Origin of the sequence: Janthinobacterium sp. RA13 (assembly GCF_000745325.1) — a bacterium.
Classification (GTDB): domain Bacteria; phylum Pseudomonadota; class Gammaproteobacteria; order Burkholderiales; family Burkholderiaceae_D; genus Janthinobacterium; species Janthinobacterium rivuli.
Genome location: NZ_JQNP01000001.1, coordinates 2,859,261 through 2,882,070, shown reverse-complemented (window position 1 = coordinate 2,882,070; position 22,810 = coordinate 2,859,261). Strand labels below are relative to the sequence as shown.

Annotated in this window: 23 protein-coding genes; 4 read left to right on the top strand and 19 right to left on the bottom strand. The window is 62.1% G+C overall.

Translation table 11 applies throughout. The annotated features are described in order from the left end of the window. Positions 1 to 40: 40 nt before the first annotated feature. The 3 genes from fliG to FG13_RS30930 all read right to left on the bottom strand — a co-directional run bounded on the left by fliG (position 41) and on the right by FG13_RS30930 (position 3,178). Complete coding sequence (gene fliG / locus FG13_RS12740; RefSeq protein WP_034754023.1) at positions 41 to 1,039, bottom strand: flagellar motor switch protein FliG; 999 nt, start codon at positions 1,037 to 1,039, stop codon at positions 41 to 43. Beyond that, positions 1,032 to 2,747 carry a flagellar basal-body MS-ring/collar protein FliF gene (fliF, locus tag FG13_RS12735; RefSeq protein WP_035821349.1) on the bottom strand — a complete coding sequence of 572 codons (1,716 nt, stop codon included), beginning with the start codon at positions 2,745 to 2,747 and terminating at the stop codon, positions 1,032 to 1,034. Before fliF ends, fliG begins: the two co-directional genes overlap by 8 nt. Before the next feature lie 74 nt (positions 2,748 to 2,821). Beyond that, on the bottom strand, positions 2,822 to 3,178 hold the full coding sequence (locus tag FG13_RS30930) for a hypothetical protein (protein WP_217916889.1): 357 nt from the start codon (positions 3,176 to 3,178) through the stop codon (positions 2,822 to 2,824). On the opposite strand from FG13_RS30930, the gene fliE reads away from it, so the two are divergent. After that, entirely contained in the window at positions 3,075 to 3,377 is a 303-nt protein-coding gene (fliE, locus tag FG13_RS12730; protein WP_217916886.1) for a flagellar hook-basal body complex protein FliE, read from the top strand. The genes FG13_RS30930 and fliE overlap by 104 nt on opposite strands. Positions 3,378 to 3,449: 72 nt before the next feature. Here fliE and FG13_RS12725 read toward each other — a convergent pair whose 3' ends face one another. From FG13_RS12725 to FG13_RS12670, 12 genes are all read right to left on the bottom strand, one after another. Then, positions 3,450 to 4,196 carry a flagellar brake protein gene (locus FG13_RS12725; protein ID WP_081922563.1) on the bottom strand — a complete coding sequence of 249 codons (747 nt, stop codon included), beginning with the start codon at positions 4,194 to 4,196 and terminating at the stop codon, positions 3,450 to 3,452. A gap of 25 nt (positions 4,197 to 4,221) precedes the next feature. After that, entirely contained in the window at positions 4,222 to 4,548 is a 327-nt protein-coding gene (locus FG13_RS12720; protein ID WP_035821344.1) for an EscU/YscU/HrcU family type III secretion system export apparatus switch protein, read from the bottom strand. Beyond that, positions 4,541 to 5,722: a flagellar hook-length control protein FliK gene (gene fliK, locus FG13_RS12715; protein WP_035821342.1), complete on the bottom strand. Its 1,182-nt coding sequence runs from the start codon at positions 5,720 to 5,722 to the stop codon at positions 4,541 to 4,543. Before fliK ends, FG13_RS12720 begins: the two co-directional genes overlap by 8 nt. A 26-nt stretch (positions 5,723 to 5,748) precedes the next feature. Then, entirely contained in the window at positions 5,749 to 6,075 is a 327-nt protein-coding gene (locus FG13_RS12710) for a flagellar protein FliT (protein WP_035821340.1), read from the bottom strand. A gap of 3 nt (positions 6,076 to 6,078) precedes the next feature. Then, positions 6,079 to 6,525 (bottom strand): flagellar export chaperone FliS, encoded by a 447-nt coding sequence (gene fliS / locus FG13_RS12705; protein ID WP_035821338.1) that lies wholly within the window; start codon positions 6,523 to 6,525, stop codon positions 6,079 to 6,081. Between the two features lie 22 nt (positions 6,526 to 6,547). Continuing rightward, positions 6,548 to 9,229, bottom strand: a complete 2,682-nt coding sequence (gene fliD / locus FG13_RS12700; RefSeq protein ID WP_235211726.1) for a flagellar filament capping protein FliD — start codon at positions 9,227 to 9,229, stop codon at positions 6,548 to 6,550. 229 nt (positions 9,230 to 9,458) lie between these two features. Continuing rightward, positions 9,459 to 9,830 (bottom strand): flagellar protein FlaG, encoded by a 372-nt coding sequence (locus FG13_RS12695; RefSeq protein WP_035821335.1) that lies wholly within the window; start codon positions 9,828 to 9,830, stop codon positions 9,459 to 9,461. Between the two features lie 84 nt (positions 9,831 to 9,914). Then, on the bottom strand, positions 9,915 to 11,426 hold the full coding sequence (locus FG13_RS12690) for a flagellin N-terminal helical domain-containing protein (RefSeq protein WP_035821332.1): 1,512 nt from the start codon (positions 11,424 to 11,426) through the stop codon (positions 9,915 to 9,917). A 339-nt stretch (positions 11,427 to 11,765) separates the two neighbouring features. Then, the gene (locus FG13_RS12685; protein WP_035821329.1) at positions 11,766 to 13,337 is read right to left on the bottom strand and encodes a diguanylate cyclase; all 1,572 of its coding nucleotides are present in this window, start codon (positions 13,335 to 13,337) and stop codon (positions 11,766 to 11,768) included. 198 nt (positions 13,338 to 13,535) lie between these two features. Then, positions 13,536 to 14,183: a response regulator gene (locus tag FG13_RS12680; RefSeq protein WP_034753998.1), complete on the bottom strand. Its 648-nt coding sequence runs from the start codon at positions 14,181 to 14,183 to the stop codon at positions 13,536 to 13,538. Between the two features lie 30 nt (positions 14,184 to 14,213). Further along, on the bottom strand, positions 14,214 to 15,734 hold the full coding sequence (locus tag FG13_RS12675; RefSeq protein WP_235211725.1) for a sensor histidine kinase: 1,521 nt from the start codon (positions 15,732 to 15,734) through the stop codon (positions 14,214 to 14,216). Then, positions 15,734 to 16,324: a membrane protein gene (locus FG13_RS12670; RefSeq protein ID WP_035821327.1), complete on the bottom strand. Its 591-nt coding sequence runs from the start codon at positions 16,322 to 16,324 to the stop codon at positions 15,734 to 15,736. The genes FG13_RS12675 and FG13_RS12670 overlap by 1 nt, the downstream gene beginning before the upstream one ends. Positions 16,325 to 16,439: 115 nt before the next feature. Here FG13_RS12670 and greB point away from each other — a divergent pair, with 115 nt between their 5' ends. Continuing rightward, a complete protein-coding gene (gene greB, locus FG13_RS12665) occupies positions 16,440 to 17,006 on the top strand; it encodes a transcription elongation factor GreB (RefSeq protein WP_035821325.1) in 567 nt (188 codons plus the stop codon). Positions 17,007 to 17,076: 70 nt separating this feature from the next. Next, positions 17,077 to 17,721: a transposase gene (locus FG13_RS12660; protein WP_051958989.1), complete on the top strand. Its 645-nt coding sequence runs from the start codon at positions 17,077 to 17,079 to the stop codon at positions 17,719 to 17,721. A gap of 180 nt (positions 17,722 to 17,901) precedes the next feature. Here the strand turns inward: FG13_RS12660 and FG13_RS12655 are convergent, their stop codons facing one another. From FG13_RS12655 to gmk, 3 genes are all read right to left on the bottom strand, one after another. Then, on the bottom strand, positions 17,902 to 20,184 hold the full coding sequence (locus tag FG13_RS12655) for a RelA/SpoT family protein (protein ID WP_035821324.1): 2,283 nt from the start codon (positions 20,182 to 20,184) through the stop codon (positions 17,902 to 17,904). An 82-nt stretch (positions 20,185 to 20,266) separates the two neighbouring features. Further along, entirely contained in the window at positions 20,267 to 20,470 is a 204-nt protein-coding gene (rpoZ, locus tag FG13_RS12650; RefSeq protein WP_010400723.1) for a DNA-directed RNA polymerase subunit omega, read from the bottom strand. 60 nt (positions 20,471 to 20,530) lie between these two features. Then, a complete protein-coding gene (gene gmk / locus FG13_RS12645; protein ID WP_080753685.1) occupies positions 20,531 to 21,169 on the bottom strand; it encodes a guanylate kinase in 639 nt (212 codons plus the stop codon). A 210-nt stretch (positions 21,170 to 21,379) separates the two neighbouring features. On the opposite strand from gmk, the gene FG13_RS12640 reads away from it, so the two are divergent. Continuing rightward, positions 21,380 to 21,790, top strand: coding sequence for a DoxX family protein (locus FG13_RS12640; protein WP_081922562.1), 411 nt, complete (start codon positions 21,380 to 21,382; stop codon positions 21,788 to 21,790). Positions 21,791 to 21,799: 9 nt separating this feature from the next. On the opposite strand, the gene FG13_RS12635 is transcribed toward FG13_RS12640, so the two are convergent. Beyond that, entirely contained in the window at positions 21,800 to 22,690 is an 891-nt protein-coding gene (locus FG13_RS12635) for a YicC/YloC family endoribonuclease (RefSeq protein WP_035821322.1), read from the bottom strand. Positions 22,691 to 22,810 lie beyond the last annotated feature (120 nt).

Below are 22,810 nucleotides of genomic sequence, written 5' to 3'. Positions count from 1 at the left end.
CCAGCGCTGGTAGGCGGTTTGCTGCTCTTTGGGAATCAAGTTAGACAAACGAATCCTCGCCTTTTCCGCCTAGGACAATCTGCCCCTCGTCCGCCAGGCGGCGCACGATCTGCAGGATCTGTTTCTGCTGCGATTCCACTTCCGACAGGCGCACGGGGCCTTTCGATTCCAGGTCTTCGCGCATCATCTCGCCGGCGCGCTGCGACATGTTCTTGAAGATCTTGTCGCGCAGCTCTTGCGAGGCGCCTTTCAGGGCGATGATCAGCATTTCCGACTGCACTTCGCGCAGCAGCAACTGGATGCCGCGGTCGTCGATATCGATCACGTTGTCGAACACGAACATTTCGTCCATGATCTTTTGCGCCATGTCATTGTCGTAGTTCTTGATATTGTCCATGACCGAGCCTTCTTGCTCGCCGCTCATGAAGTTCAGGATCTCGGCCGCGGCGCGCACGCCGCCCAGCGACGATTTCTTGATGTTTTCGTTACCCGACAGCAGTTTCGTCAGCACGTCGTTGAGTTCGCGCAAGGCGGCCGGCTGCACGCCGTCCAGGGTGGCGATGCGCAAGACCACGTCGTTGCGCAGGCGGTCCGTGAAATGGCCGAGGATTTCGCAGGCCTGGTCGCGCTCCAGATGGACGAGGATGGTGGCGATGATCTGCGGGTGTTCGTTGCGGATCAGCTCGGACACGGATTGCGAATCCATCCACTTCAGCGATTCGATGCCGGACGCATCCTTGCCGCCCAGGATGCGCGACAGCAGCACGGACGCCTTGTCGTCGCCCAGCGCCTTGGTGAGCACTTGCCGGATGTATTCGTCCGAATCGAGGCCGACGGTGGAATTGAGTTCCGTCTGCGCGCGGAAGTCGCCGAGCACCTCGACCACCTGCTCGTGCGCGATGCCCTTCATGGTGGCCATGGCGGCGCCCAGTTTCAGCACTTCGCGCGGCCCGAGGAATTTCATGACCTCGGCCGCTTCGCTCTCGCCCAGTGCCAGCATCAGGATCGATGCTTTTTGCAGTCCCGTTGTCTCAGTCATTATTGCCTATCCATGCTTTGATTACGTTGGCCACCACGCGCGGGTCTTCCTGCGCCAGTTTTCTGGCCATCGCCAGGTTTTCGCGATAACCGCGCGCCGTATCTTCTTCCAGCTCTTCCAGCTCCGCTTCGCTGAGCAGGACTTCGTTTTCTTCGTCCGTCTTGGCCAGTTCCGGTTCGATGACGGGCGGCGGGGCGCCGAAATCGTCGATCTTGCGCATCACGGGGCGCAGCATCGGGCGCACGATCTTGATGAAGATATACAGCAGGATCAGGGCCGTGATGAGGAATTTCGCCAATTCCTTGGCCAGCGGCAAGTTGGCCGGGTCGCGCCACCACTCCAGCTTGCCTTCCGGCGCGCGGTCGATGCCGTCGAAGGGCGAGTTGGCCACGCTGAAGCTGTCGCCGCGTTCCTTGTTGTAACCCATCGCTTCCTTGACCAGATTATTGATCTGCACCATTTCGGCAGGGGAAATCGGCTTGACCGTGACCTTGCCATCCTTGTCGAAAGTACGGCGATAGTTGACTACGACGGCCACCGACAGGCGGCGCAAGCCGCCCATGGATTTCTGCTCGTAGCGCACGGTCTTGTCGACTTCATAATTCGTCGTCGATTCCTTCTGTGTCGGCGCCGTCGGCGCGCCGCCCGGTGCACCAGGCGCCTCGGCCGTCAACGGCGCCGTCGCCACGCCTGGCGGCTGGTTCGACAGCGCGCCCGGCACGCCGGATGGGTTGGCATTGCCGGCGCCCGTCGATTCGCTCGTTTGCTGGCTGCGGATGGTCGACGCTTCCGGCGGCGAATTGGGCTTGTAGGTCTCGGCCGCCTGCTCGCTTTGCGAAAAATCGACATCGGCCGTCGCTTCGGCGCGCACATTGCCTTCGCCGACGATGGGCAGCAAGATCGATTCGACCTGCTTGATCACGCTTTGCTGCAATTGCTGCACGTACTTTAATTGGTTCGGGTCCAGGCTCTTGATGCCGTTGGCGCGGTCCTTGTCCTTTTCCTGGTTCGACAGCAGGGTGCCGGCCTGGTCGACCACGGTGACATTGATTGGCAGCAACTCCGGCACGCTGGACGCCACCAGGTGCACGATGGCGCTCACCTGCAACTGATCGAGGCCGCGGCCCGGATGCAGGTTCAGCAGCACGGACGCCGTCGGTTTTTGCTGTTCGCGCACGAAGACGGATGGTTTGGGCAGCGCCAGGTGGACACGCGCCGTGTCGACGGCGGACACCGATTCGATCGATTTGGCCAGTTCGCCTTCGAGGGCGCGCTGGAAATTGACCTGTTCCAGAAATTGCGACACGCCCAGCTTCTGGTTTTCCATCAGCTCGAAGCCCACGTTGCCGCCCTTCGGCAAACCTTGCGCGGCCAGTTTCAGGCGCGCGTCGTGGACTTGTTCGGATGGCACGAGAATGGCGCCGCCGCCTTCGGAAAACTTGTGCTTGATGCCCAGCTGGTCCAGCGAGGCGGTGATGGCGCCGCCATCGCGGTCCGTGTAGTTCGAGAACAGGACTTTGTATTCGGGCGGCTGGTTCCACATGTACAGGGCCACGCCGATGGCTACCAGTGCCGCCACGCCCAGGCCGCGCAGGAAATTCTTGCCCATCGGCGTCTTGGCGAAGGCTTGCACGGACTCCACGGGCGAGCGGGCAGGCGCCGGTTCCGGGGGTATGCGGTTCACATCGATTTCTTCGGCTACAGCCATGATTGCCTTCCAGGGCGCGTATGTTTGGTAATGAGCGGGGGCCGCTTCCTCGGGAGGAGGGGCGATATGCAGAATTATCCGCCACTGTCACGCGCTTCAATCGTCCAAATAGAAGGCGCTTTTGCCGCCTGCTCGGCCGAGCGGCTGGCGTTGACGCTGGTATTGTGGAACCCTGGCAACATGTGACGGAAGTTATTGTACCCGTCGTTGCCTTGCAAGCCAGGGTTTTGTTCTCTGGGTGCAACAGGCATGGAACAGATATGAAGCAGACCAGAATCGGGAGGCAAAGTGAAAACAGGCGGTATCGATAGCAGCAGGATCGAGGCGATGATCGCGCAACTGAAGTCGGCGGCCACGCGGCCGGAGGCGAAAATACCGGCGATCCAGACCGAGCTGCCGGCGGCGAAGGTGAATTTTGCCGATGCCTTCAAGAGCGCGCTCGACTCCGTGAGCGGCGCGCAAAAGGCCTCGTCGGCACTGGGCCAGCGCTTTACCATGGGCGACGAAAAGGTCAGCCTGTCGGACGTGATGGTATCGATGCAAAAGTCGAGCATCGAATTCCAGGCGACGGTGCAGGTGAGAAACAAGTTGGTTTCTGCGTATCACGAGATCATGAATATGCAGGTGTAAAGTTTAATTTACCCCAAAGGCAAATTCCGGGGTCAGACCCGGCGGGTCTGACCCCAGCTTTCGGCTGGGGTATCAGCTGAGTCCAGCCATCCGTGCATTGCGCTCCCGCTCCAGCCGCGTAATATAGCGCTGCACGTGCGCCAGCATGCTGCGCGGCAGGTCGACGAACTGGCAGCCGAGGCGGCGGTTCAGCTTGTTGTTCAGCAAGGTCATGTCCAGCGAATTGCGAATTTGCAAAGTCGCCGTGACGATGCCGACGTCGGGCAAGTCGATGCGGCAGCCGGGATAGTCCCTGCCGATGGTCTCGCCCAGCATCAGTTTATTGTCGAGGATGGCGATGCCGCCGCAGCTGATGTCGGCCAGCGGGAACAGGGTATCGGCGCCGCCCAGCGAAGGCGGCAGGGGGATCGAGACGCGCACAGGATTGCTCACCGGTGTCGTCATGCGGTAATACTCGCGCCGTTGCAAGCGGATCAGCGTTTCTGGAATGGCAATTTTCAAGGCGGGCGTGCCGCCGTAATGGCACTCTTCCACCTGGGCGCTGGCAAACAGGATGCGGATCTTGTCGAGCGAGGTTTCAAACGAAATGCCCTTGGCGGCCAGCATGCGCCGGTTCTGGTCGGCGTTCACGGAACGGTCGAGGATGACGCTATCGTGCTCGGCATCGACTTCCAGGATGGAAGTGACGCACACATCGGATTCACCGTGGATCAGCATGCGGATCAGCTGGTTCTTTTCGCTGATGCTGCGCAGCAAGGCGATGATTTCCCGCCGCGATTCCACTTCAAAATCATGCCAGTTTTCGAGGCCGGAATCCATAATATGTGCTTGCATTGATGCCTGTCTATGTATCGGTGAGGTTGACGCTGGTGTCGGGCGGCGGCGGGATCGGCCCGCCATTCGCAGATTCAATATGATATAACCAGGCCAGCAGTTCCGCAATCGCCCGATACAGGCCGGGCGGAATCTGGCGGTCCAGGTCGACATCCATCAGCAGTGCCACCAATTCCTTCGATTCATGCACGAAGACGCCGTGCTCGCGCGCCGTGCTGATGATCTGGTCCGCGATCAGGCCGCTGCCCTTGGCCACCACTTTTGGCGCCGGCGTGCCGCTCTGGTAGGCCAGCGCGACGGCCGTCTGCGGCACCTTGCGTTTGGTGTCGTCAAGCATCATCTTCTCCAGCGGCCGCCTCCGGCTTGCCGGCGATCGTCAACGACGACAAGGGCCAGCCGGCCGCGTCCAGCGACGCTTCCAGCGCCGCCGCATGCTGGCGCAAGGTGCCGGCGCTGCCTTCGCTGCCCGCTTGCAACTGGATGGCCACTCGGCCGCCCTGCAAGACCACGTGCGCGGCCAGGTCGCCCAGCAGGGGAAACTGGAAGCGCACATTGCTGCGCCAGGCCGTCGCTTCCTCGTCGGCCTCCGTGCCAGCGTGCTGCTGGCCTTCCGGCGCATCGCGGCTGATATCCCACTGCATTTTCTGGCCGGGCCACGCTTCGCCCTGCCACTGCACGCGCGCCTGTTCGTGCGTATGCAGCTGCAAATTGATCAGTTGCGCCGAAGCCAGGTCGGTCCCTGTTCTGGTCGTCTCACCCTGGGCCGCCTTCTGCATTTGCGGCTCCAGCAGCAGCGACGCGAGCGGCCGCTTGCCTTCGGCCCATTCGGCCACATGCGATTCATAGAACAAGCCGCTGCTGCCGACGGCATCGCGCAGATTCTGCGCTACCTGGGCCGGGGCGGCGCCGGGTGTGGCCATCAGCGGCGCCTTGCCGACCAGGGACAGGGGCGCGCCGGGCACGCTTTCCGCCTGGCTGAGTACGCTGCTGATGGCGCGCGCGGTGGTGCTCAGCTCGGGCGCGGGCGTGTCGCTTGCCAGGGCGGGCAGCAGATTGGCCGGTGTCAGGGGCGCGCGGCTGAGCAGGGTGGCGGCCGTGTTGCTGGCGCGCGTGCCCGCTTGGGCGGCGCCAGCCTGGGGGCCACGTGCTTCGGCTGCCTCGGGCTCGGCTTCCGCGTCCGCATACGTCAGCAGGGCACTGGCGGGCTGGTCGCGGCTATTGCCGATTTGAAAAGAGGGACGGGGATTGATGCCGATCAAGGTCAGCGGGATTTCCGTGCCTGGCTGGGCGCCGGCGGGCAGCTGCATGCGGGCCGGCGTGCCGGCCACGCGCACGAGGAAGCTGCCGTCGCCCATGCGGGCCAGCACCTGGCCCTGCATGGATTTGCCGATCAGCCCCTGCAGCGAGCGCTGGAACTCGGCCTGGCGCGGATCGGCGACGGCGTCGGCCGCCCGCGTGGGCTTGACCGGGGTCAGGGGCGTCATGCCGATCGCATCCATCTTCGGCAACATGATAGCGGACCTTGCCCCGTGGGCGCTTACGCGCCGTAGGCGTTGGCCAGGCGCCGCTCAGTGCCGGTGCTGCTGATCAGCTTGGACAATTGCGCCATCCACGGCATGGTCAGATCGCGGATCTTGCGGTCGTCTTCCAGGATCTGCTTGATCAGGGCGACTTTGCGTTGGCGGCCGGCGCTTTCCAGCACGACTTTTTCCTCATTCGCCTTCAGCGCGGCCACATGCGCACTGATGCGCTGTTCCAGCGCTTCCAGCGCATCCCAGTCGGCGTTGGTGGCGGCGGTGACCATCTGGCCCGTCAGGGTCTGCATGGCTTCGTAGGTGGTCAGGACTTCTTGATTGGTCATCATGGGTCAGGCGCTCGCAAGGCTGGGCATACGTTTCAGGTCGGCGCCAGGCATGGCGGCGGGGGTGGCGCCGATGGCGTTCCAGGTTTCGCGCAAGTCGGTGAGCAGGCGCTGCACTTCCTCCAGCATGGCCAGATCGTTGCGGATGTTGGCCGCCAGCAGGCGCGCGCTCATGTATTCATACAGGGCGTCGAGGCCTTCGGCGATCTGGCCGCCCGCTTCCTTGTCCAGGCTGGCGCGCAAGCCATTGTCGATGATCTGGATGGCTTTCGAGATGGACTTGCCTTTTTCCGGCACATTGCCCGATTTCATGTGCATCTGCGCGCTGAGCACGGCCACCAGGGCGCCGTCGTACAGCATCACGATCAGCTTGTGCGGCGAGGCCGAAACGATGCCCGTTTCCAGGCCGACCTTGGCATAGGCGTTGACGCCGCGTTGTTGTGTTCCAAACATTTAATTCTCCTGATGATTGGGCTTAACGGTTGGCGGCGATGGCGGCCAGCTGCTGGGTCAAATAGGATTGCATGCCCTGCAATTTATTCAGGGACACATCCAGGCGCGAATACTGGGCACGGTAGCGCGTTTCGATGTCGTTCAGTTTGTCACTGAACTTGTCGCGCTGCGTCGCGATGCTCTTGATGGTTTCGTTGAGGCCCTTGGAACGGTTGGTGATCATGCCGTCGGTGCCGAGGAAGGACGTGGCCAGGTTATTCAGCTGGTAGGCATAGCCTTGCGAGAAACTGACGGTGCCGCGCGAACCGGTGGTGCCGCCCGTGACTTCAATCTTCAGGCCATCGGCCGGGGAGCCGGCGGCGCCCGTCAGGGTCTGGCCCGAGCCGATCACCGGTTGTCCGCCCAGGGTGCCAGCCACGTCCGCACCCTTGACGGGGGCGGCTGCGCCGAACAGATCGGTTGGCGCCGTGCCGGTGCCGCTGCTGATGGCGATATTCGAGACGGAACCATAGCGGCTCGACGCCAGTACCAGTTTGCCCGTACCATCGATGGAAGCCGATACGGTGGCGCCGTTGTCGGAAAAGGCCTTCACGCCGTTGACCGATGACTGGATGATGGACGCCATCTGGGCCGGCGTGTACGTCCCGGCAGGAATGACGACCTGGGCCGTATTCTTGGCAGCGCTGGGCTCGGTGTCGTTCAGCGTGATGCTCCACGTGGTGTCGCTGCCTATCGTAGTGGTGGCCGGCAGCACGGCGGCCGAGGTGATCGAGCCCTGGCTGGCCATCGTGGTGATCGTCAGTTCATAGCTGCCGGGCTTGGTTGCGGCGGTCGAGCTGGTAAAGGCGACGTTGCTGTCGGTGGCCTTGCCGAGCGCGGAAAACAGGCCGGCGATGTCCGTGAAGTTGGCGCTGATGGCTTTGTCGAGCTTGCTGGAGTCCAGCGCCAGGCTACCGTCCTTTTGAAAGGAAATGCCAACCTGGCTCAGGGTGCTCAAGTTGCTGTTCAAGCCGGTAATCGGTGCGCCCAGCTGTTTGCGCAACTGGCTCTGGATCGATTGCGCGGTCGAGTCGCCCAGCAGGACGCCGCCCTTCTTGGTTTCCGGATCATAGGCCGTCATCTTGGCCATCGCCGTGTTCAGGTCGTTATACGCCTTGACGAAGGCATTGATGCTGGTCTTGACGGTGGAAGTATCTTTCTGCACCGACAAGCTGGTGCTGCCGACCTTGGCAATGCCCAGGGTCACGCCTTCGATGGCCGTATCGACGCTGTTCGACGCGCTGGTGATGGCGATGCCGTTGACGCTGAAATTCGTGTTTTGCGCGGCGCTGTTCTGTTTCAGGTTTTGCGTGCCGCTCGCATCGTAGGACAGCAAGTCATTCAGGGCGCTGTCCGGCGGCAGGCCGTCGCTGCCGCTCAGCGAGATTTTCATCGATGAGTTGGCGCCCGTCTTCGACGAGCTCAGGACCAGATGGAACGGCTTGTCCGTGCCGTCCGAAACGATACTGGCCGTCACGCCCAGGCCCGCGTTATTGATGGCGTCGCGGATGCCTTGCAGGGTGTTATTGGTGGCGTCGATCACCACCGTGCCCGTCGCCTGCGTGCCGTCCTGGGTAAAATTGGTGTTCATGTAGGCGCCACCGGAGCCTGCCGTCAGTCCGGCGGCGGCCGGATTGCTGCCGGCGATGGTGATCGGGCTGGCATTGCTGGAGGCCAGGTTGATGGTGCTGGTCAGCGTCACGTTCGAGCCGTCATTGACCGCGTTCGAGGCGTGGCCGATGCCGCCCTTGACCGAACCCGTCACCACTTCTTCGATGTTCAGGTTGGAACCGTCGGCGCGCGTAAATTTCAGGGTGCCATCGGCGGCCTTGCCGGTGACGGTGATGTTGGCCGCGGCCAGCGCATTCGAGACGGCATTCGGACCTTCGAGCGTCGTGTCGAGCGAGGCGGCCGTGATGCCGCCGTTGGCGGCCACGCCGTTGCCCTGGGTAACGATCTCGACGCCGCCCACCGACAGCGAATAGGTGCCATCCGCGCCCGTTTCGACGCTGCCGAAGCCGGCGAACATGGTGGCGCTGCTCGATGTCGGCTGCGCCGTGGCGGTCACGCCCGTGGTGCTGCTCTTGGCGTTGATGGCGTCGGCCAGGGCGCGCGCGCTCTTGGTGCTGGCATCGGTGGGGATGGCGGTGCCGTTGAGGATCAGCGAGCCGTTGCTGATGCCGGTTTGCGCCGTGGTGGCGCCCAGGGCGGTGCCGTTCAAACCGAAGGTGCCGCCGGTGAGCGCGCCCAACTGGAAGGAAATCGTTGTCTTGCTGCCCAGCCCGATGGTCGACAGCTTGTTGGCCATGCCGCCCGACATCAGGGTCTGCGACTGGGCCAGTTGCGTGACATTGATGTTGTAGTTGCCAGCCACGGCCTTGGCGCCGGCACTGGCGGACAGCACCAGTGGATCGGCGGGCGTGGCGCTGACGGCGCGGAAGTTATTGGTATTGGACAGGGCCGACAGCGAATTCTGGAAAGTGCTGACGGCGCCACTGAGCGTGCCCATCGCGCTGAGCTTGGCCTGGTAGGAGGCCGTTTTCTTGTCAAAAGTACCCAGCGGTGCGGCTTCGGCCGTCATCAGCTTGTCGATGATGGCATTCACATCCAGGCCGCTGGCGCCGGCGCCGATGCCGATGGATGAAAGTGTAGGTGTGATGGCCACTGAATACTCCTAGGAAAACGCTAATATAAGCTGTTATCGGCAGAATCAATCAGGACTTGAGAGGGGGATTTACCGCGCTGTTTTCAGCGGGAGCGAAAAAGCGGGAAAGGGGCAGGGGAGTGTTGCGTTAATTGCAATAAAATCGGGGCCGGATAGCCAGGCTACCGAACCCCGTGGTCATGCCGATGCGTATTGCCATGATGTCGCATGTCCGTGTGCCATGCCATCGCTATGCGCTTTGACTGATCAGCGAACCTTTGGCCGAATCGAAGGTTTTGGACAATTCCAGGGCTTCCCGGGTAGGAATCTGGCGCAGTACTTCCTTGGTTTCCTGGTCGATGATTTTGACCACCGTGCGCTGGCTGTCTTCGTCGATGGAAAATTCCAGGCCTTGCGTCTTCATTTGCGAGGACTGGTTCAATTCCGAGACCGCTTTGTCCAGCTGCTCGCGGCTGGGCTCCTTGCTGGCTTGCTGTGGTGCAACCGTAGCGTTTTCCGTGGCGTTGCGAGGTGCTGCCGGGCGCGCCGCTGGCGTGTCCGCAGACACATAACTCTTGTCTATCCTGGCCGCGGAGGCGGCCGCTATCGTGTCGATAGTCATGGTGCTCTCCTAGTGAAAATTCCCCGGCCGAAAAAATCCGGCAGGGGAATCAGAGTCCTGCGCTGTTGCCTGACTAATCGGAGATTAGCCGCGCAGCAGGCTCAGGACGCCGTTTGGCAGCGAGTTCGCTTGTGCCAGCATGGCCGTACCAGCTTGTTGCAGGATCTGGCCGCGGGTCATGTTGGCCGTTTCCGATGCAAAGTCCGTATCGACGATACGGCTGCGCGATGCGGACAGGTTTTCCGTGGTCGATTGCAGGTTGGAAATCGCCGACGAGAAGCGCGATTGCAAAGCACCGTACTGGGCGCGTTGGCCGTTCACCGTTGCCAGTGCTGCATCGGCAATTTTCAGTGCCAGCTGCGCGCCGTCAAACGTCGTCACGTCCAGGGTCGACACGGAGTTCAGGGTCGAACCTTGTGCCGTTGCTTTACCAACTGCCAGGCCGGTAGGCGTGGTTTCCGTGACCGAGAAGCTGTTTTGCGAATCGAAGGTCACGCGGCCGTTGACCGTGGCGGCATCGGCTGCGGTGATGATCGACGTGGCTGCGGCTTGTACTTTGCCATCGGCCTTGTAGCCATCAACGTCGAACTTGACGTTGGCCGTCGTGCCTTGCGTCAGAGCGATATTTTCGCCCGATGCATTGGTCAGCTTCATGCCCTTGTTGACGCTGTCGTACTGGGCGGTCACGCCGGTCTTTGCCGTTTGGGCATTGATGGCGTTGATGCCTGCGGCATAGTCGGCTGCGGTCGATGCGGTGCCGCTGACGGCGAACGATACGGTGACGCCCTTGGCGTTATCCGAGCCGATGGAGAACGAATACGATTCGGCGCCCAGGTTCAGGTTGACGTCCGTTTGTGCCGTTGCCGTCACGCCCGTTTTCGCCGTTTGGCTGTTGATGTCGGCGGCGACGGATTTGGCCGTGCTGCCTTTGATGGCATCGCCTGCACCTGGTGCCGTTTCGGCGACGGCGGCCGTCGTGTCGACGGTCGTGGTGCCAATGGAGCCGGAAATCGTCAGCTTGCCGACAACTGCATTACCGACGGCATCTTTTTTGACAGCCGATGCATCGTTGGCGATACGGTTGTTGCCGTAGGTGTTGGTCAGGAAGTTCGCGCCGCTGGCGGAAATCAGCTGATTGGCATCTGCGCCGACCTGGAAGTTGGCCGTACCCATGGTGCCGTCCAGCAGCGCCTGGCCGTTGAACGAGGTGGTTTGGGCGATACGGTTCAGTTCCGAACCCAGCTGGCCTACCTCGGTTTGCAGCGCCTGACGGTCGCTCGACGAGTTGGTGGCGTTCGACGATTGCACGGCCAGTTCGCGGATACGTTGCAGGATGTCGCCCGAGCTTGCCAACGCGCCTTCAGCCGTTTGAGCCAGCGAGACGCCGTCGTTTGCATTGCGGGTGGCTTGGGTCATGCCGCGGATTTGCGACGTCATACGGTCGGAAATTGCCAGACCAGCGGCGTCATCCTTGGCGCTGTTGATGCGCATGCCGGAGGACAGGCGTTGCAGCGAGGTGCTCAGGGCCGACTGCGAGGTCGACAGATTGCGTTGCGAATTCAGGGACGAGATGTTGGTATTAATTACTGCAGCCATGATAATTCTCCAAACAGGTACTACATTGCGCTATGTGCTAGTCACTTTGGCCTGCCCCGCTGTTCCGGGACAATCAAGCCGCTGTTGTTTAGGGTAACGGTTGCTCTGCGGGAAAATTTATGGCGAAAAGTGCTTTAAATTTTAATTTTTAGCCCTTCAGTTTGTGGCTGGCAGCGCGCTAGACGACAGGATTTAAGGAAACTTGAGGGCAAAAATAGTTTTATTTTTATATGTTGCGGAGGTTGGCGGGGCGCCGGAGAGGGAAGGATGTTATTGTTTTTGCCATAAAAAATGCCGTCCGGCCGGGTGGCGGGACGGCATGCGGCGAAGCGCCAGGGTTCAGTCCGCCACCACCACGCGGTTCTTGCCCGTTTGCTTGGCCTGGTACATGGCGCGGTCGGCGCGCTTGACCAGTTCGGCCTGGTCTTCGTTGGGCAGGCGCAGGGCCACGCCGGCGGAAAAGGTGATCAAGACTTTTTCGTTGTCGTGCAGGAAGAAATGCCGGGTCAGTTCGCGCTGCAAGCGCGTCATCGTCGACGAGGCGGCCTCGACCGTCGTTTCCGGCAGCAGGATGAGGAACTCCTCGCCGCCGAAGCGGGCGATGACGTCCATCGAGCGCAGGGTTTCCTTGACGATTTTGACCAGGTGTTTCAGCGCCGCATCGCCGGCCAGGTGGCCGTAGGTGTCGTTCAGGCGCTTGAAATCGTCGAGGTCCAGCATGGCGATGCACAGCGGCGTGCCGCGGCGGTCGGAGCGGGCCGTCTCGCGCTCGAACACGTCGTCCAGGCCACGCCGGTTCAGGCTGCCCGTCAGCTGGTCTTCCCGCACCAGCTCGCTCATATGCTGGAGCTTTGCTTCCAGCGTGTGGATGCGCTGTTCCGCATCCTGCACTTCCTGGCGCGCCAGCACCATCTTGTCGCGCGCGCGCAAGGCTTCGTTCTGCACCATGCGCGTTTCGCGCAGGACTTCGTCGAGAACGCTGTTCAGTTCGCTGATATTTTCCGCCTGGCTGATCTTTTCCGAATAGCCGCCGATCTTTTCATGGAAGTCGCCCGTGCTGGCCGCCACTTGTCCCAGGCGGTCGATGAAGGTCATCATCATGTTCTTGACCGTCAGCTTGACGTCGGACAGGCTGTGCTTGAGCTGGCCCTGCTTGTAGATGACTTCCTTCAGGCTGCGCGTGGCGTCTTCCAGCGCGCGCTGGTCGAGCGGGCCGGCGATCAGGTTTTGCACGGCATCGACCTGGCCGCGCAGCCAGCTGTCGTCGTCGAGCAACTGGCTGACGTTATCGAGCAGCAACTTGAACAGGCGCAGCAGCAATTCCTGCTGCTCGGCCGTGTCGCCGCTTTTCAGTTCGATCTGGTAGCACAGCTGTTTCAGGCGCAGGGCCGCTTCGTTCAGCGCTTCTTCCGTGTGGGCCAGTTTGATGGCCGCGCCCAGCGATTCGGCTTCCTCCACCAGCGCGGGCGTGCCCGTCAGCAAGGTGGCGACGGCAAAACCCAGGGTACGGCTGAGCAACTCACGCAGGGTGCGCGTCTGTTCGCCGTCCGGCAGGGGCGGCAATTCGATGCCGCCGCCTTTCTTGACCTGTTTTTCCGCCAGTTGCGCCAGGGTGCGCGCATAGCTGTCCCAGTCGCGCGCTTTCAGGGCGCGCTGGAAACGCCGGCCAAAGTCGCCCAGTTCGCCCGCCGATTCGCTCATCTTGGCGGCGAATTGCGTCAGGACATTCTCCGCGCCGCTCTCCGTGGGTGCGCTGGCGGCCAGCACGGCGCCAGGCGTAGCCGGCGTCTCTGCCGGTTCGCTGATGCCGGCGATTTCATTGTAGATATCGCGGTAGGCGCTTGGCGTCGGGGCGATGCGGCGCGTGGCCAGGCGGCGAAACGCTTCGCGGGCGATATCGGCCGGGTTCATCGCGGCGGTGGCGGTATTCGTGGCGCCAGCGGGAGCGCTTGCTGGGGAAGTTGGCAATTTACTGGACATGTAGGCACAGCCTTTTTAGATATTTCTAATTATCCTCATGATATGCGAGTTGGCAAAGAACTTATTGTGCGAGAAGCAAGGAGAAGTCCTGTCAATTCGCCCGATGCCAGCGTGCATGCCACTTTGCCGTCAATCCACCAGCTGGTTGCGGATGGCGTAATGCGTCAGTTCGGCGCTGTTCTTGAGTTTCATCTTGACCAGCAAGCGGGCGCGGTATTCGCTGACGGTCTTCACGGATAATTTCAGCTCTTCGGCGATGGCGCCCACGGCCTTGCCCGAGGCGATCATGACCAGGGTCTGGTATTCGCGGTCCGACAAGGTGTCGTGCAAGGCCGTTTCGTGGTCTTCGCCCACCGTGTTGGCCAGTTCCTGCGCCAGCGAGGCGCTGATGTATTTCAAGCCCTGCGCCACCTGGCGGATGGCCGTGACCAGTTCGCGCGGCGCGCTCTGTTTCGTCAGGTAGCCGGCCGCGCCCGCCTTGAGCGAACGGATGGCGTACTGGTCTTCGCGGTGCATGGACAGCATCAGTACGGCCAGCTCCGGCTTTTCCTTCTTGATCTGCTTGAGCACCTCGATGCCGCTGCGGTCGGGCAGGGAGATGTCGAGCAGCAACACCTGGCATTTCGAGCCACGGAACAGCTTGATGGCGTCGTGGCCATTTTCGGCCTCGCCGGCCACGATGATGTCCTTCGTGTCGGCGAGGATTTGCTTCAAGCCCTCGCGCACGATCGCATGATCGTCGGCGATGAATACCCGGATGGTGGCTTTTTCTTTCATGACTGCGTTGTTTCCTATCTAATTCACCCACTAGGCCGTGTCTGGCGACGGCCCGCTGTGCGCGGGCGCACTGGCTGCAGCCGCTATTATCGCCTCTCGCGCCGTGGTCAGCCGGATTTTTATGCTCAGGATGGTACCGCCGCCAGGCCCGTCCATCAGACTCAGGGTGCCGCCCAGCGCGCTGGCCCGTTCGGCCATGCCGCGAATGCCGAACGATTGCGGCTTGGCGCGGTCTGACAGACGCATGCCGACGCCATTGTCGGCGATCGACAGGCTGATATGCTGGCGCTGCCGGGCCAGGCGTACGCTGACCTTGCTTGCCTGCGCATGCTTGGCGATATTCGTCAGCGCCTCCTGGGCGATGCGGAACAGGCTGGTCGCCTGGTCCAGTTCCAGTTCGATATGCTGGCGGTTCGAAATGAACTGGCATTCGATGCCGGCCTGGCGCGCGAATTCCTTGACTTGCCAGTCCAGCGCGGCGACCAGGCCCAGGTCCAGCATGGACGGGCGCAAGTCCAGCGAAATGCGGTGCACGGCGTCGATGCTGCGGTCGACCAGGGCATCGACATAATCGGCCTTTTCCTGCAACTGCGGGTCGTCCGGCGGCAAACGGCGCGCCAGCATGGCCAGCGCCATCTTGATGGCCGTCAAGTTGCCGCCCAGGTCATCGTGCAGTTCGCGCGCCAGACGCGTGCGCTCGTGTTCCTTGACCTTGTCGATGTGCGCGGTCAGCTCGGCCAGGCGGGCGCGCGACTGGCGCACCTCGATCTGTTCGAGCCGGCTTTCCGTGATATTCGTCATGATGCCTTCCCATTGCACCGTGCCGTCGGCCAGCGCGCGCGGCGTGGAGCGCAGGTTGATCCATTTGACGTCCTTCCAGGCATCGATCCAGATGCGGCCTTCCCAGTTCCAGCTCCACAAGGCGCTTTTTGACGCCTGCATCGATTCCAGATACGAGGCGCGGTCGTCGGCCAGGATCAATTGGTAAAACAGTTCCGGGCGCGCGTGCAGCTGCGCCGGTCCCAGGCCAAGCAGAGCCTGGCAGCCGTCGCTCAGGTAGGGGAAGGCGGCGCGCCCATCCGCATGCAGACAGAACTGGTACACGAGGCCCGGCGTATTCGAGACGATGGCGTTGAAGCGCGACTGCACCTGCGCCAGGGCGGCGGCCGTCGCCTGCGGCGTGCGCAAGTCTTCGCCTTCGGCCAGCAGCAGGGCGCGTCCCTGGCGGTGGGCGCGCGACAGGTGCAGGCTGAGCGAATACAGGCTGCCATCGCGGCGGCGCAGCTGTACGTGCAGCCGGGCCTGCGCACCGATGCTGTCGTCCAGGGTCGCCAGCACGGCGGCCAGTTGCTGCGCATCGAGCTGCGGCGCCAGGGTGAAGGGCGTCATCGCCAGCAATTGCTTGCGCGCATACTGCAAGTTGTCGCAGGCGGCATCGTTGGCGTCGAGCAATTGCAAGCTGGCAGCGTCAAACAGGTAGATTTCCGGCGTCGCCGCGCGCATGGCGGGCGCCAGCCGGGGAGTGTCGTGCATGGCGTTGGCTTTCTTCATCAGCGGCGCGCGCGCCAGAAGGCGGCGAAGCGGCGCAGCACCCTGGCCGGGCGCGAACTGTGGCGCCCGGCGGCGGCGCGCGTACGCAGGCGCTGCCACCAGGCGCGGCGGGCGCGGCCCAGCGCGGCCGACAGGCGGCTGACACGGCGCCATGGGCGCGTGGCGCGCAGACGGGCGATCCAGCGGTCCTTGGTTTCCATGAACAGGCCATGCCAGCGCGCAAACCACGGCAAACTCAATAGGGTGGGGCGCGTCAGCGAATACAGGCGCGCGACGGCGGCCGCGCCGCCCAGCTTGGCGATGACAATTACGCCGATGCCGGAAAACGCATGGCCGCGCGCGATCGCCAGCAGGGCCAGCAGCTTGACGGGGAACAGCAGCACGGCTGGCAGCACGAAGATGGCCAGCGCCCAGTACGGCGGCAGGCGCTTGATCCACGCTTCGAGCGCATGCAGGGGCGGAAATTGCGCGATCACCTGCATGATGCGCGCGCCCGTCGCCCACAGCCATTCCTCGATCAGCAGGAAGATGGCGGCCAGGTAGACCAGCGGCGCGAACAGCCAGCGCCTGACTCTGTAGAATTTTTTCATCCGTCTCCGTGTGCGGCGCAGGTTTGCCGCGATTGCCACGATGATACGTCAAAAAAGCCCGTTTGCCCCCGCATCGCGTGTGCCCGTGGCTCCCTGGCGGGGCTACAATAGGCAGATGAATAAAGCCTTTGTAAAAGAATCCGACAACGACGACGATGAAGAAGCGGCCGCGCTGGCGCTGGCCATTCCCGCCGGCGCCAAGAACTACATCACGCCGGCCGGTTACCAGCGCATCAAGGAAGAGCTGCTGCAGCTGATCGACGTCGACAGGCCGGAAGTGGTGCGCATCGTCCACTGGGCCGCGTCGAATGGCGACCGTTCGGAAAATGGCGACTATATCTACGGCAAGCGCCGGCTGCGCGAAATCGACCGCCGCATCCGCTTTCTCACCAAACGCATGGACCTGGCCGCCATCGTCGACCCCAGCGTCCACCATGGCAACGATCAGGTGTTTTTCGGCGCCACGGTGACTTACCGCACCAGCGACGGCGAAACGCACACCATCACCATCGTCGGCATCGACGAGTTCGATCCCCTGAACGGCAAGATCAGCTGGGTCTCACCCATGGCCCGCACCATCACCAAGGCGCGCGAAGGCGACGTGATCACCCTCACCACGCCGCTGGGCGAGCAGGAGCTGGAATTGCTGGAAGTGACGTATCCGGCGCCGGGGGAGGGGTAGTTTGCGGTGACGCTGGGTGGGTGAGGCGCGCGCAGGCACACTGATTCTTTAGTTGCTATCAGGAGTTGTCATGCCCCGCCGCCTCCGCCTCGCCTTGCCCGGCGTTCCCTTGCATGTGGTGCAGCGTGGCGTAAATCGCCAAGCCTGCTTTCTTGATGGACAGGACAAGCAGCGTTATCTGGATTATTTGCGCAGTTGTTTGGCGCTTGCGCCATGCCAGTTGCATGCCTATGTGGTCATGAGCAATCATGTGCATCTCTTGCTTTCCACGCAAAGCACAGTTTTCCTGTCGTCGCTGATGAAAATGCTGAATCAGCGTTATGTCCAGTACTTCAACTGGCGTTATGGCCGCACCGGCAGCTTGTGGGAAGGTCGCTACAAGTCTTGTCTCGTGCAAGAAGAACGTTATTTATTGATTTGCCAGCGCTATATCGAACTCAATCCCGTCAGGGCCGGTATCGTGGCATTACCTGGGCAATATTGCTGGTCCAGCTATCGGAGCAATGCGCAAGGCAAGCTCGATGACCTGGTGTCTCCGCACTCCTTGTATTTGACGCTTGGACGTGACGTGTCTGAACGGCAAGAGAAATACCAAGCGTTATTTCAGGATGAGTTGGGCGAGCGTTGCATTGGACAACTGCGAGAGGCAGTCAATGCCGAATTTGCCGTAGGCGATCAGGCGTTTTTACGGCGACTCGCGGAAATGCGCCGGTAGTCCGCAGCGGAGATCAGGGGTCAGACCCGGCGGGTCTGACCCCAGTTTTTTGCTGCGTAAATGAATTACGTTCGAACCTGCAAAGCGTGAGAGCCGGGGTCAGTCGCTTCGCGATTGGAATGCGCCCCATTGGGACGTATTCCCCCGGCGGGTCTGGCCCCAGCTTTTTGCCAACAATTCTTAGTTACGTTCGCGCAGGATGCGATTCACGCCGGCCACTCTGCGCACGTTGCGCAGCAGGGCGGCCAGGTGGACGCGGTCTTTGACTTGCACGGTGAAGCGCAGCTGGTCGAGGACGTTGTCCTTGTCTTCGTCCATGCCCACATAGATGATGTTGGCGTCAGATTCGCCGATTTCGGCGGCCACGCGGGCGAGGATGCCCCGTTCGCTGTTGATCAGCACCTTGATGCGGCAGTCGAAGCGGCGGTTCAGTTCGGTTCCCCAGCGCACGGCGATCCAGCGGTCCGGTTCCTTGGCGCGCTGGCGTTTCGCTTGCGAGCAGTCGCTCGTGTGTACGAGCAGCCCCTGGTCGCGGCGCAGCTGGCCGATGATCTGGTCGCCGGGAATCGGCAAGCAGCATGGTGCCAGTTGCACGGAGACGCCTTCGCTGCCGCAGATGGTAACGGGGTCGAGCTCGCTGCCGCTATTGTGTTCCACCGGCATGCTGGCCGCTTCGCCGCCAATCAAGCCGAAGATGTGGCGCGCCACCAGGGTGGCCATGCGCTTGCCGATGCCGATGTCCGCGTACAGCTCGTCCATGGAGTTGGCGCTCGACTCGTTGAGCAGGCGTTCGACCAATGGCGCTGGCAGGTCGGCGTCGATGTTCAGGGTCTGCAGCGCCTGCGACAGCAATTGCTGGCCCAGGGCGATCGATTCGGGCAGGTTGATCGTGCGCAGATGGTGGCGGATGGCCGAACGGGCCTTGCCGGTGCGCACGAACGACAGCCAGGTCGGGCTGGGGCGCGACGAGGAATCGGTGATGATTTCGACGATGTCGCCATTGTGCAGCTCGGTGCGCAGGGGCGAGGTTTCGTTGTTGATCTTGACGGCCACGGTCTGGTCGCCGATGCCCGTGTGGATCGAGTAGGCGAAGTCGATGGCCGTGGCGCCGCGCGGCAGGGCGATGATCTTCGACTTTGGCGTAAACACGTAGACGGAGTCGGGGAACAGGTCGACCTTGACGTGTTCGAGGAATTCGGCTGAGTCGCCCGTCTGCTGCTGGATGTCGAGCAGCGATTGCAGCCACGCATGCGTGCGCTGCTGCAAGTCGGACGGGTTCGATTCACCGCTCTTGTACAGCCAGTGCGCCGCCACGCCGGACTCGGCCGTGCGGTGCATTTCCTGCGTGCGGATCTGGAATTCGACGGGCGTGCCGTACGGGCCGATGACGGTCGTGTGCAGCGACTGGTAGCCGTTCAGCTTGCGGATCGCGATGTAATCCTTGAACTTGCCCGGCATGGGCTTGTACAGGCTGTGCAGGGTGCCCAGGGTCACGTAACAGTCGGCAAAGCTGCCCACCACCACGCGGAAGCCGTACACGTCCAGCACTTGCGAGAACGACAAATGCTTGCTGCGCATCTTTTTATAGATGTCGTACAGGGTCTTTTCGCGGCCCGTGACGTCGGCCTCGAGTTCGGCCATGGACAAGGTGCTCTTCACCGCTTCCATGATCTTGTTGACCACTTCGCGCCGGTTGCCGCGCGCCGCCTTGACGGCTTTCGCCAGCGTGCGGTAGCGCATGGGGTACAGGTGCGAGAACGACAGGTCCTGCAGCTCGTGGTAGATGTTGTTCAGGCCGAGGCGATGCGCGATCGGCACGTACACTTCCATGGTCTCGCTGGCGATGCGGCGCTTTTTGGCCGCCGTCATGAAGTCCAGGGTGCGCATATTGTGCAGGCGGTCGGCCAGCTTGATGAGGATCACGCGCACGTCGGACGCCATGGCCAGCAGCATCTTGCGGAAGTTTTCCGCCTGCGCTTCGATCTGGCTCTGGAATTCGATCTTTTCCAGTTTCGACAGGCCGTCGACCAGGTGCGCCACCGGCGCGCCGAAGCGTTCGATCAATTCATCCTTCTTGACGTCCTGGTCTTCCATGACGTCATGCAGCAGGGCGGCCATGATGGCTTGCGCGTCGAGCTTCCAGTCGGCGCAGATTTCGGCGACGGCGATCGGGTGCGAGATATACGGCTCGCCCGAGCGGCGCATCTGGCCCAGGTGCATTTCGTCGGAGAAGCGGTAGGCTTCCTTGACTTTTTTCAGGTCGGCGGGAGACAGGTATTCGGCCAGCTTGTCGGCCAGATGGCTGACGGAGGCCACGCCGAGGGCGGGCGCTGGCGGTGCTGCGGGGGTGTTGCTGCCGGACGTGCCGGCGCCGGGCGCGGATGCGCCCTGCGGTTTTGCCGCCTGGCGCGAGGCCAGGGGCGGCAGTGCTGCGGAAGTCGTGTCGGCTGGGGTCAGACTCATAAAACGTCGCGTTGCTTCACAGTGTGAATAAAGGATACGGTAGAACCAGGGGTCAGCACTGTTCCGGCACGCGGGTTCCCACTTACATCGGGACCTTTTTCAGCATTTCGATGCCGACTTTACCGGCAGCGATTTCACGCAGTGCGACAACGGTAGGCTTGTCCTTGGCTTCCACCTTTGGGGTGTGGCCTTGCAGCAACTGACGTGCGCGATAGGTCGCAGCCAGGGTCAGCTGAAAACGGTTAGGGATCTGCTTCAGGCAATCTTCGATTGTGATACGGGCCATAGTAACTCCTAAATTGTGTGCGTGGTGCGGGGCGCTGTGTGAACTGGCGTGCAGAGACGATTATTCTGCGTGCAGGCCCAGCTGGGCGAATAGCGATGCGTTGCGGGCCGCTTGTTGCGCAAACCGGCAACGGGCCGCTCTCACGATCGCGCTCAGTTCGGACAAAGCGACCGTAAACTCTTCATTGATAATAACATACTCGAACTCGGGAGCGTGTGCGATTTCGCCGCCGGCCGCCAGCAGGCGGCGCGTGATCACGTGCGGCTCGTCCTGGCCGCGCTTGTTCAGGCGTTCTTCCAGCGCATCGATCGATGGCGGCAGGATGAAAATGCCGGCCGCGCGGGGAAATTGCTTGCGCACCTGGCGCGCGCCTTGCCAGTCGATTTCCAGCAGGATATCGGTGCCGGCGGCCATTTGCTGTTCCACCATGATGCGCGAAGTGCCGTAGTAATTGCCATGCACTTCCGCCCATTCCAGGAACTCGCCCTGGTCGGCGCGCGCGACAAAGTCTTCCGCCGTCGTGAAGTAATACTCGCGGCCATGCTGCTCGCCCGGACGGGGCGCGCGCGTGGTGGTCGAGATCGACAATTTGATGCCGGGCTCTTGCGCCAGCAATGCATTGACCAGTGTCGATTTGCCGGCGCCCGATGGCGCGGCGACCACGAACAGGCTGCCGGAGAAGGCGGTAGGGTGGCTCATGCGGATCTTTCCATATGCGTGTGATGGCGGCGTGTGCGCTTGCATGGGCGCCGCCCAATCCGGTATTTTACCAAGAGGCAAGGCGGTGAGCCAGCCCCGCGATGCGCCTTGCCGCCAGGCTTGTGCATATTTTGCTTGTTATCTTGAGGAAATAGTTATTTAATTTGGAATGGTTTTTTCTTAATAACTATTTGCCGACAGGATGCGCGCATGAAGAATTTCCCGTTTCTCAGTTCCGCCCAGGCCATGTTGCTGCTGCGCGTGGCCATCGCCGTGATGTTCATGGCGCATGCGATCACGCGCATTGCCAATGGCACCATTCCCCGCTTTGCCGGTTTCCTGGAAGACAAGGGATTCATCTACGGCCTGGCCGTCGTGTGGGCGATTACCGTCGTCGAAATCGTTTGCGGCAGTTTGCTCATCGCCGGCAAATACACGCGCTGGGCGGCGGCCGGGCTGATGGTGATCTGCATCGGCGGCATCGCCATCGTGCATGCGGCCAAGGGCTGGTTCGTGGGCGAGCATGGCGCCGGCGGCGTGGAATACAGCATCGTGCTGTTTGTCGCCTGCGTCGTCATCGCCGCCAGCGACAAGGGGCGCGCCGGAGCGCGCCTGGCCTGAAGGGGGAGCTTATTCCAGGTTCTGCACCTGTTCGCGCATCTGCTCGATCAGCAGCTTCAAGTCCATCGAGGCGTCGGCCAGTTCCTTGACGGACGCCTTGGCGCCCAGCGTGTTGGCTTCGCGGTTCAGTTCCTGCATCATGAAGTCGAGGCGCTTGCCCACTTGCCCGCCCTTGGTGAGGATGTGGCGCGTTTCGCCCAGGTGGGCCGACAGGCGCGCCAGCTCTTCCGACACGTCGATGCGGATGCCGTACAAAATCACTTCCTGGCGGATGCGTTCCATGGCGTCCTGGCGCGACAGGGCTGAATTCGAGCCCTGGCTGGCCAGGCCCAGCGCATCCTGCATGCGCTCGATGGCTTTTTGCTGGAAGGCCGCCACCACTTGCGGTATCAATGGCGTGATGCGCTTGACGATGGCTTCCATCGCTTCGATGCGCGACACCAGCACCGCTTCGAGCGCGGCACCTTCGCGCTTGCGGCTGTCGACGAAGGCCGCCACGGTACGCTTGGTCAGCGCGCCCACGTCCGCCTGCAGGGACTCCTGTCCCACTTGCGCTTCTTCGATGACGCCAGGCCAGCGCAGCAGTTCGGCCACCGTCATGACGGGAGCGGAGACAAAATGCTGGCCCACTTCGTTTTGCAGGCGCGCCAGTTCGGCCAGCAGGGGCAGGTTCAGCGCCTGCGTGCCGGCCGTCGCGGCCTTGCGGCCAAAGCTCAGGCGTACCTCGACTTTGCCGCGGGTGATGGCGGACATGACGGCGGCGCGCAAGTCAGGCTCCAGGGCCCGCAGATCGTCGTTGATCCGGAATTGCAGGTCGAGAAAGCGCGAGTTGACGCTCTTGATTTCAATTGTCAGTGTGCCTGCAGCACCTTCGCTGGTGGCAACCGCGTAGCCTGTCATGCTTGAAATGCTCAAAGGATTCCCCGATTTGGTCTTGTATACAGTCACTTATACACTTAATCAGCCAGCGCAGGCAATACCGCCCGCGCCGCAAAACAGACCGAAGTACACGATGGCCTG

Coding starts and splice junctions, on each gene's coding strand:
- fliG (WP_034754023.1), bottom strand. CDS start 1,039: ATGACTGAGACAACGGGACTGCAAAAAGCATCGATCCTGATGCTGGCA.
- fliF (WP_035821349.1), bottom strand. CDS start 2,747: ATGGCTGTAGCCGAAGAAATCGATGTGAACCGCATACCCCCGGAACCG.
- fliE (WP_217916886.1), top strand. CDS start 3,075: ATGATCGCGCAACTGAAGTCGGCGGCCACGCGGCCGGAGGCGAAAATA.
- FG13_RS12725 (WP_081922563.1), bottom strand. CDS start 4,196: ATGGATTCCGGCCTCGAAAACTGGCATGATTTTGAAGTGGAATCGCGG.
- FG13_RS12720 (WP_035821344.1), bottom strand. CDS start 4,548: ATGCTTGACGACACCAAACGCAAGGTGCCGCAGACGGCCGTCGCGCTG.
- fliK (WP_035821342.1), bottom strand. CDS start 5,722: ATGTTGCCGAAGATGGATGCGATCGGCATGACGCCCCTGACCCCGGTC.
- FG13_RS12710 (WP_035821340.1), bottom strand. CDS start 6,075: ATGATGACCAATCAAGAAGTCCTGACCACCTACGAAGCCATGCAGACC.
- fliS (WP_035821338.1), bottom strand. CDS start 6,525: ATGTTTGGAACACAACAACGCGGCGTCAACGCCTATGCCAAGGTCGGC.
- FG13_RS12695 (WP_035821335.1), bottom strand. CDS start 9,830: ATGACTATCGACACGATAGCGGCCGCCTCCGCGGCCAGGATAGACAAG.
- FG13_RS12690 (WP_035821332.1), bottom strand. CDS start 11,426: ATGGCTGCAGTAATTAATACCAACATCTCGTCCCTGAATTCGCAACGC.
- FG13_RS12685 (WP_035821329.1), bottom strand. CDS start 13,337: ATGAACCCGGCCGATATCGCCCGCGAAGCGTTTCGCCGCCTGGCCACG.
- FG13_RS12680 (WP_034753998.1), bottom strand. CDS start 14,183: ATGAAAGAAAAAGCCACCATCCGGGTATTCATCGCCGACGATCATGCG.
- FG13_RS12675 (WP_235211725.1), bottom strand. CDS start 15,734: ATGAAGAAAGCCAACGCCATGCACGACACTCCCCGGCTGGCGCCCGCC.
- FG13_RS12670 (WP_035821327.1), bottom strand. CDS start 16,324: ATGAAAAAATTCTACAGAGTCAGGCGCTGGCTGTTCGCGCCGCTGGTC.
- greB (WP_035821325.1), top strand. CDS start 16,440: ATGAATAAAGCCTTTGTAAAAGAATCCGACAACGACGACGATGAAGAA.
- FG13_RS12660 (WP_051958989.1), top strand. CDS start 17,077: ATGCCCCGCCGCCTCCGCCTCGCCTTGCCCGGCGTTCCCTTGCATGTG.
- FG13_RS12655 (WP_035821324.1), bottom strand. CDS start 20,184: ATGAGTCTGACCCCAGCCGACACGACTTCCGCAGCACTGCCGCCCCTG.
- rpoZ (WP_010400723.1), bottom strand. CDS start 20,470: ATGGCCCGTATCACAATCGAAGATTGCCTGAAGCAGATCCCTAACCGT.
- gmk (WP_080753685.1), bottom strand. CDS start 21,169: ATGAGCCACCCTACCGCCTTCTCCGGCAGCCTGTTCGTGGTCGCCGCG.
- FG13_RS12640 (WP_081922562.1), top strand. CDS start 21,380: ATGAAGAATTTCCCGTTTCTCAGTTCCGCCCAGGCCATGTTGCTGCTG.
- FG13_RS12635 (WP_035821322.1), bottom strand. CDS start 22,690: ATGACAGGCTACGCGGTTGCCACCAGCGAAGGTGCTGCAGGCACACTG.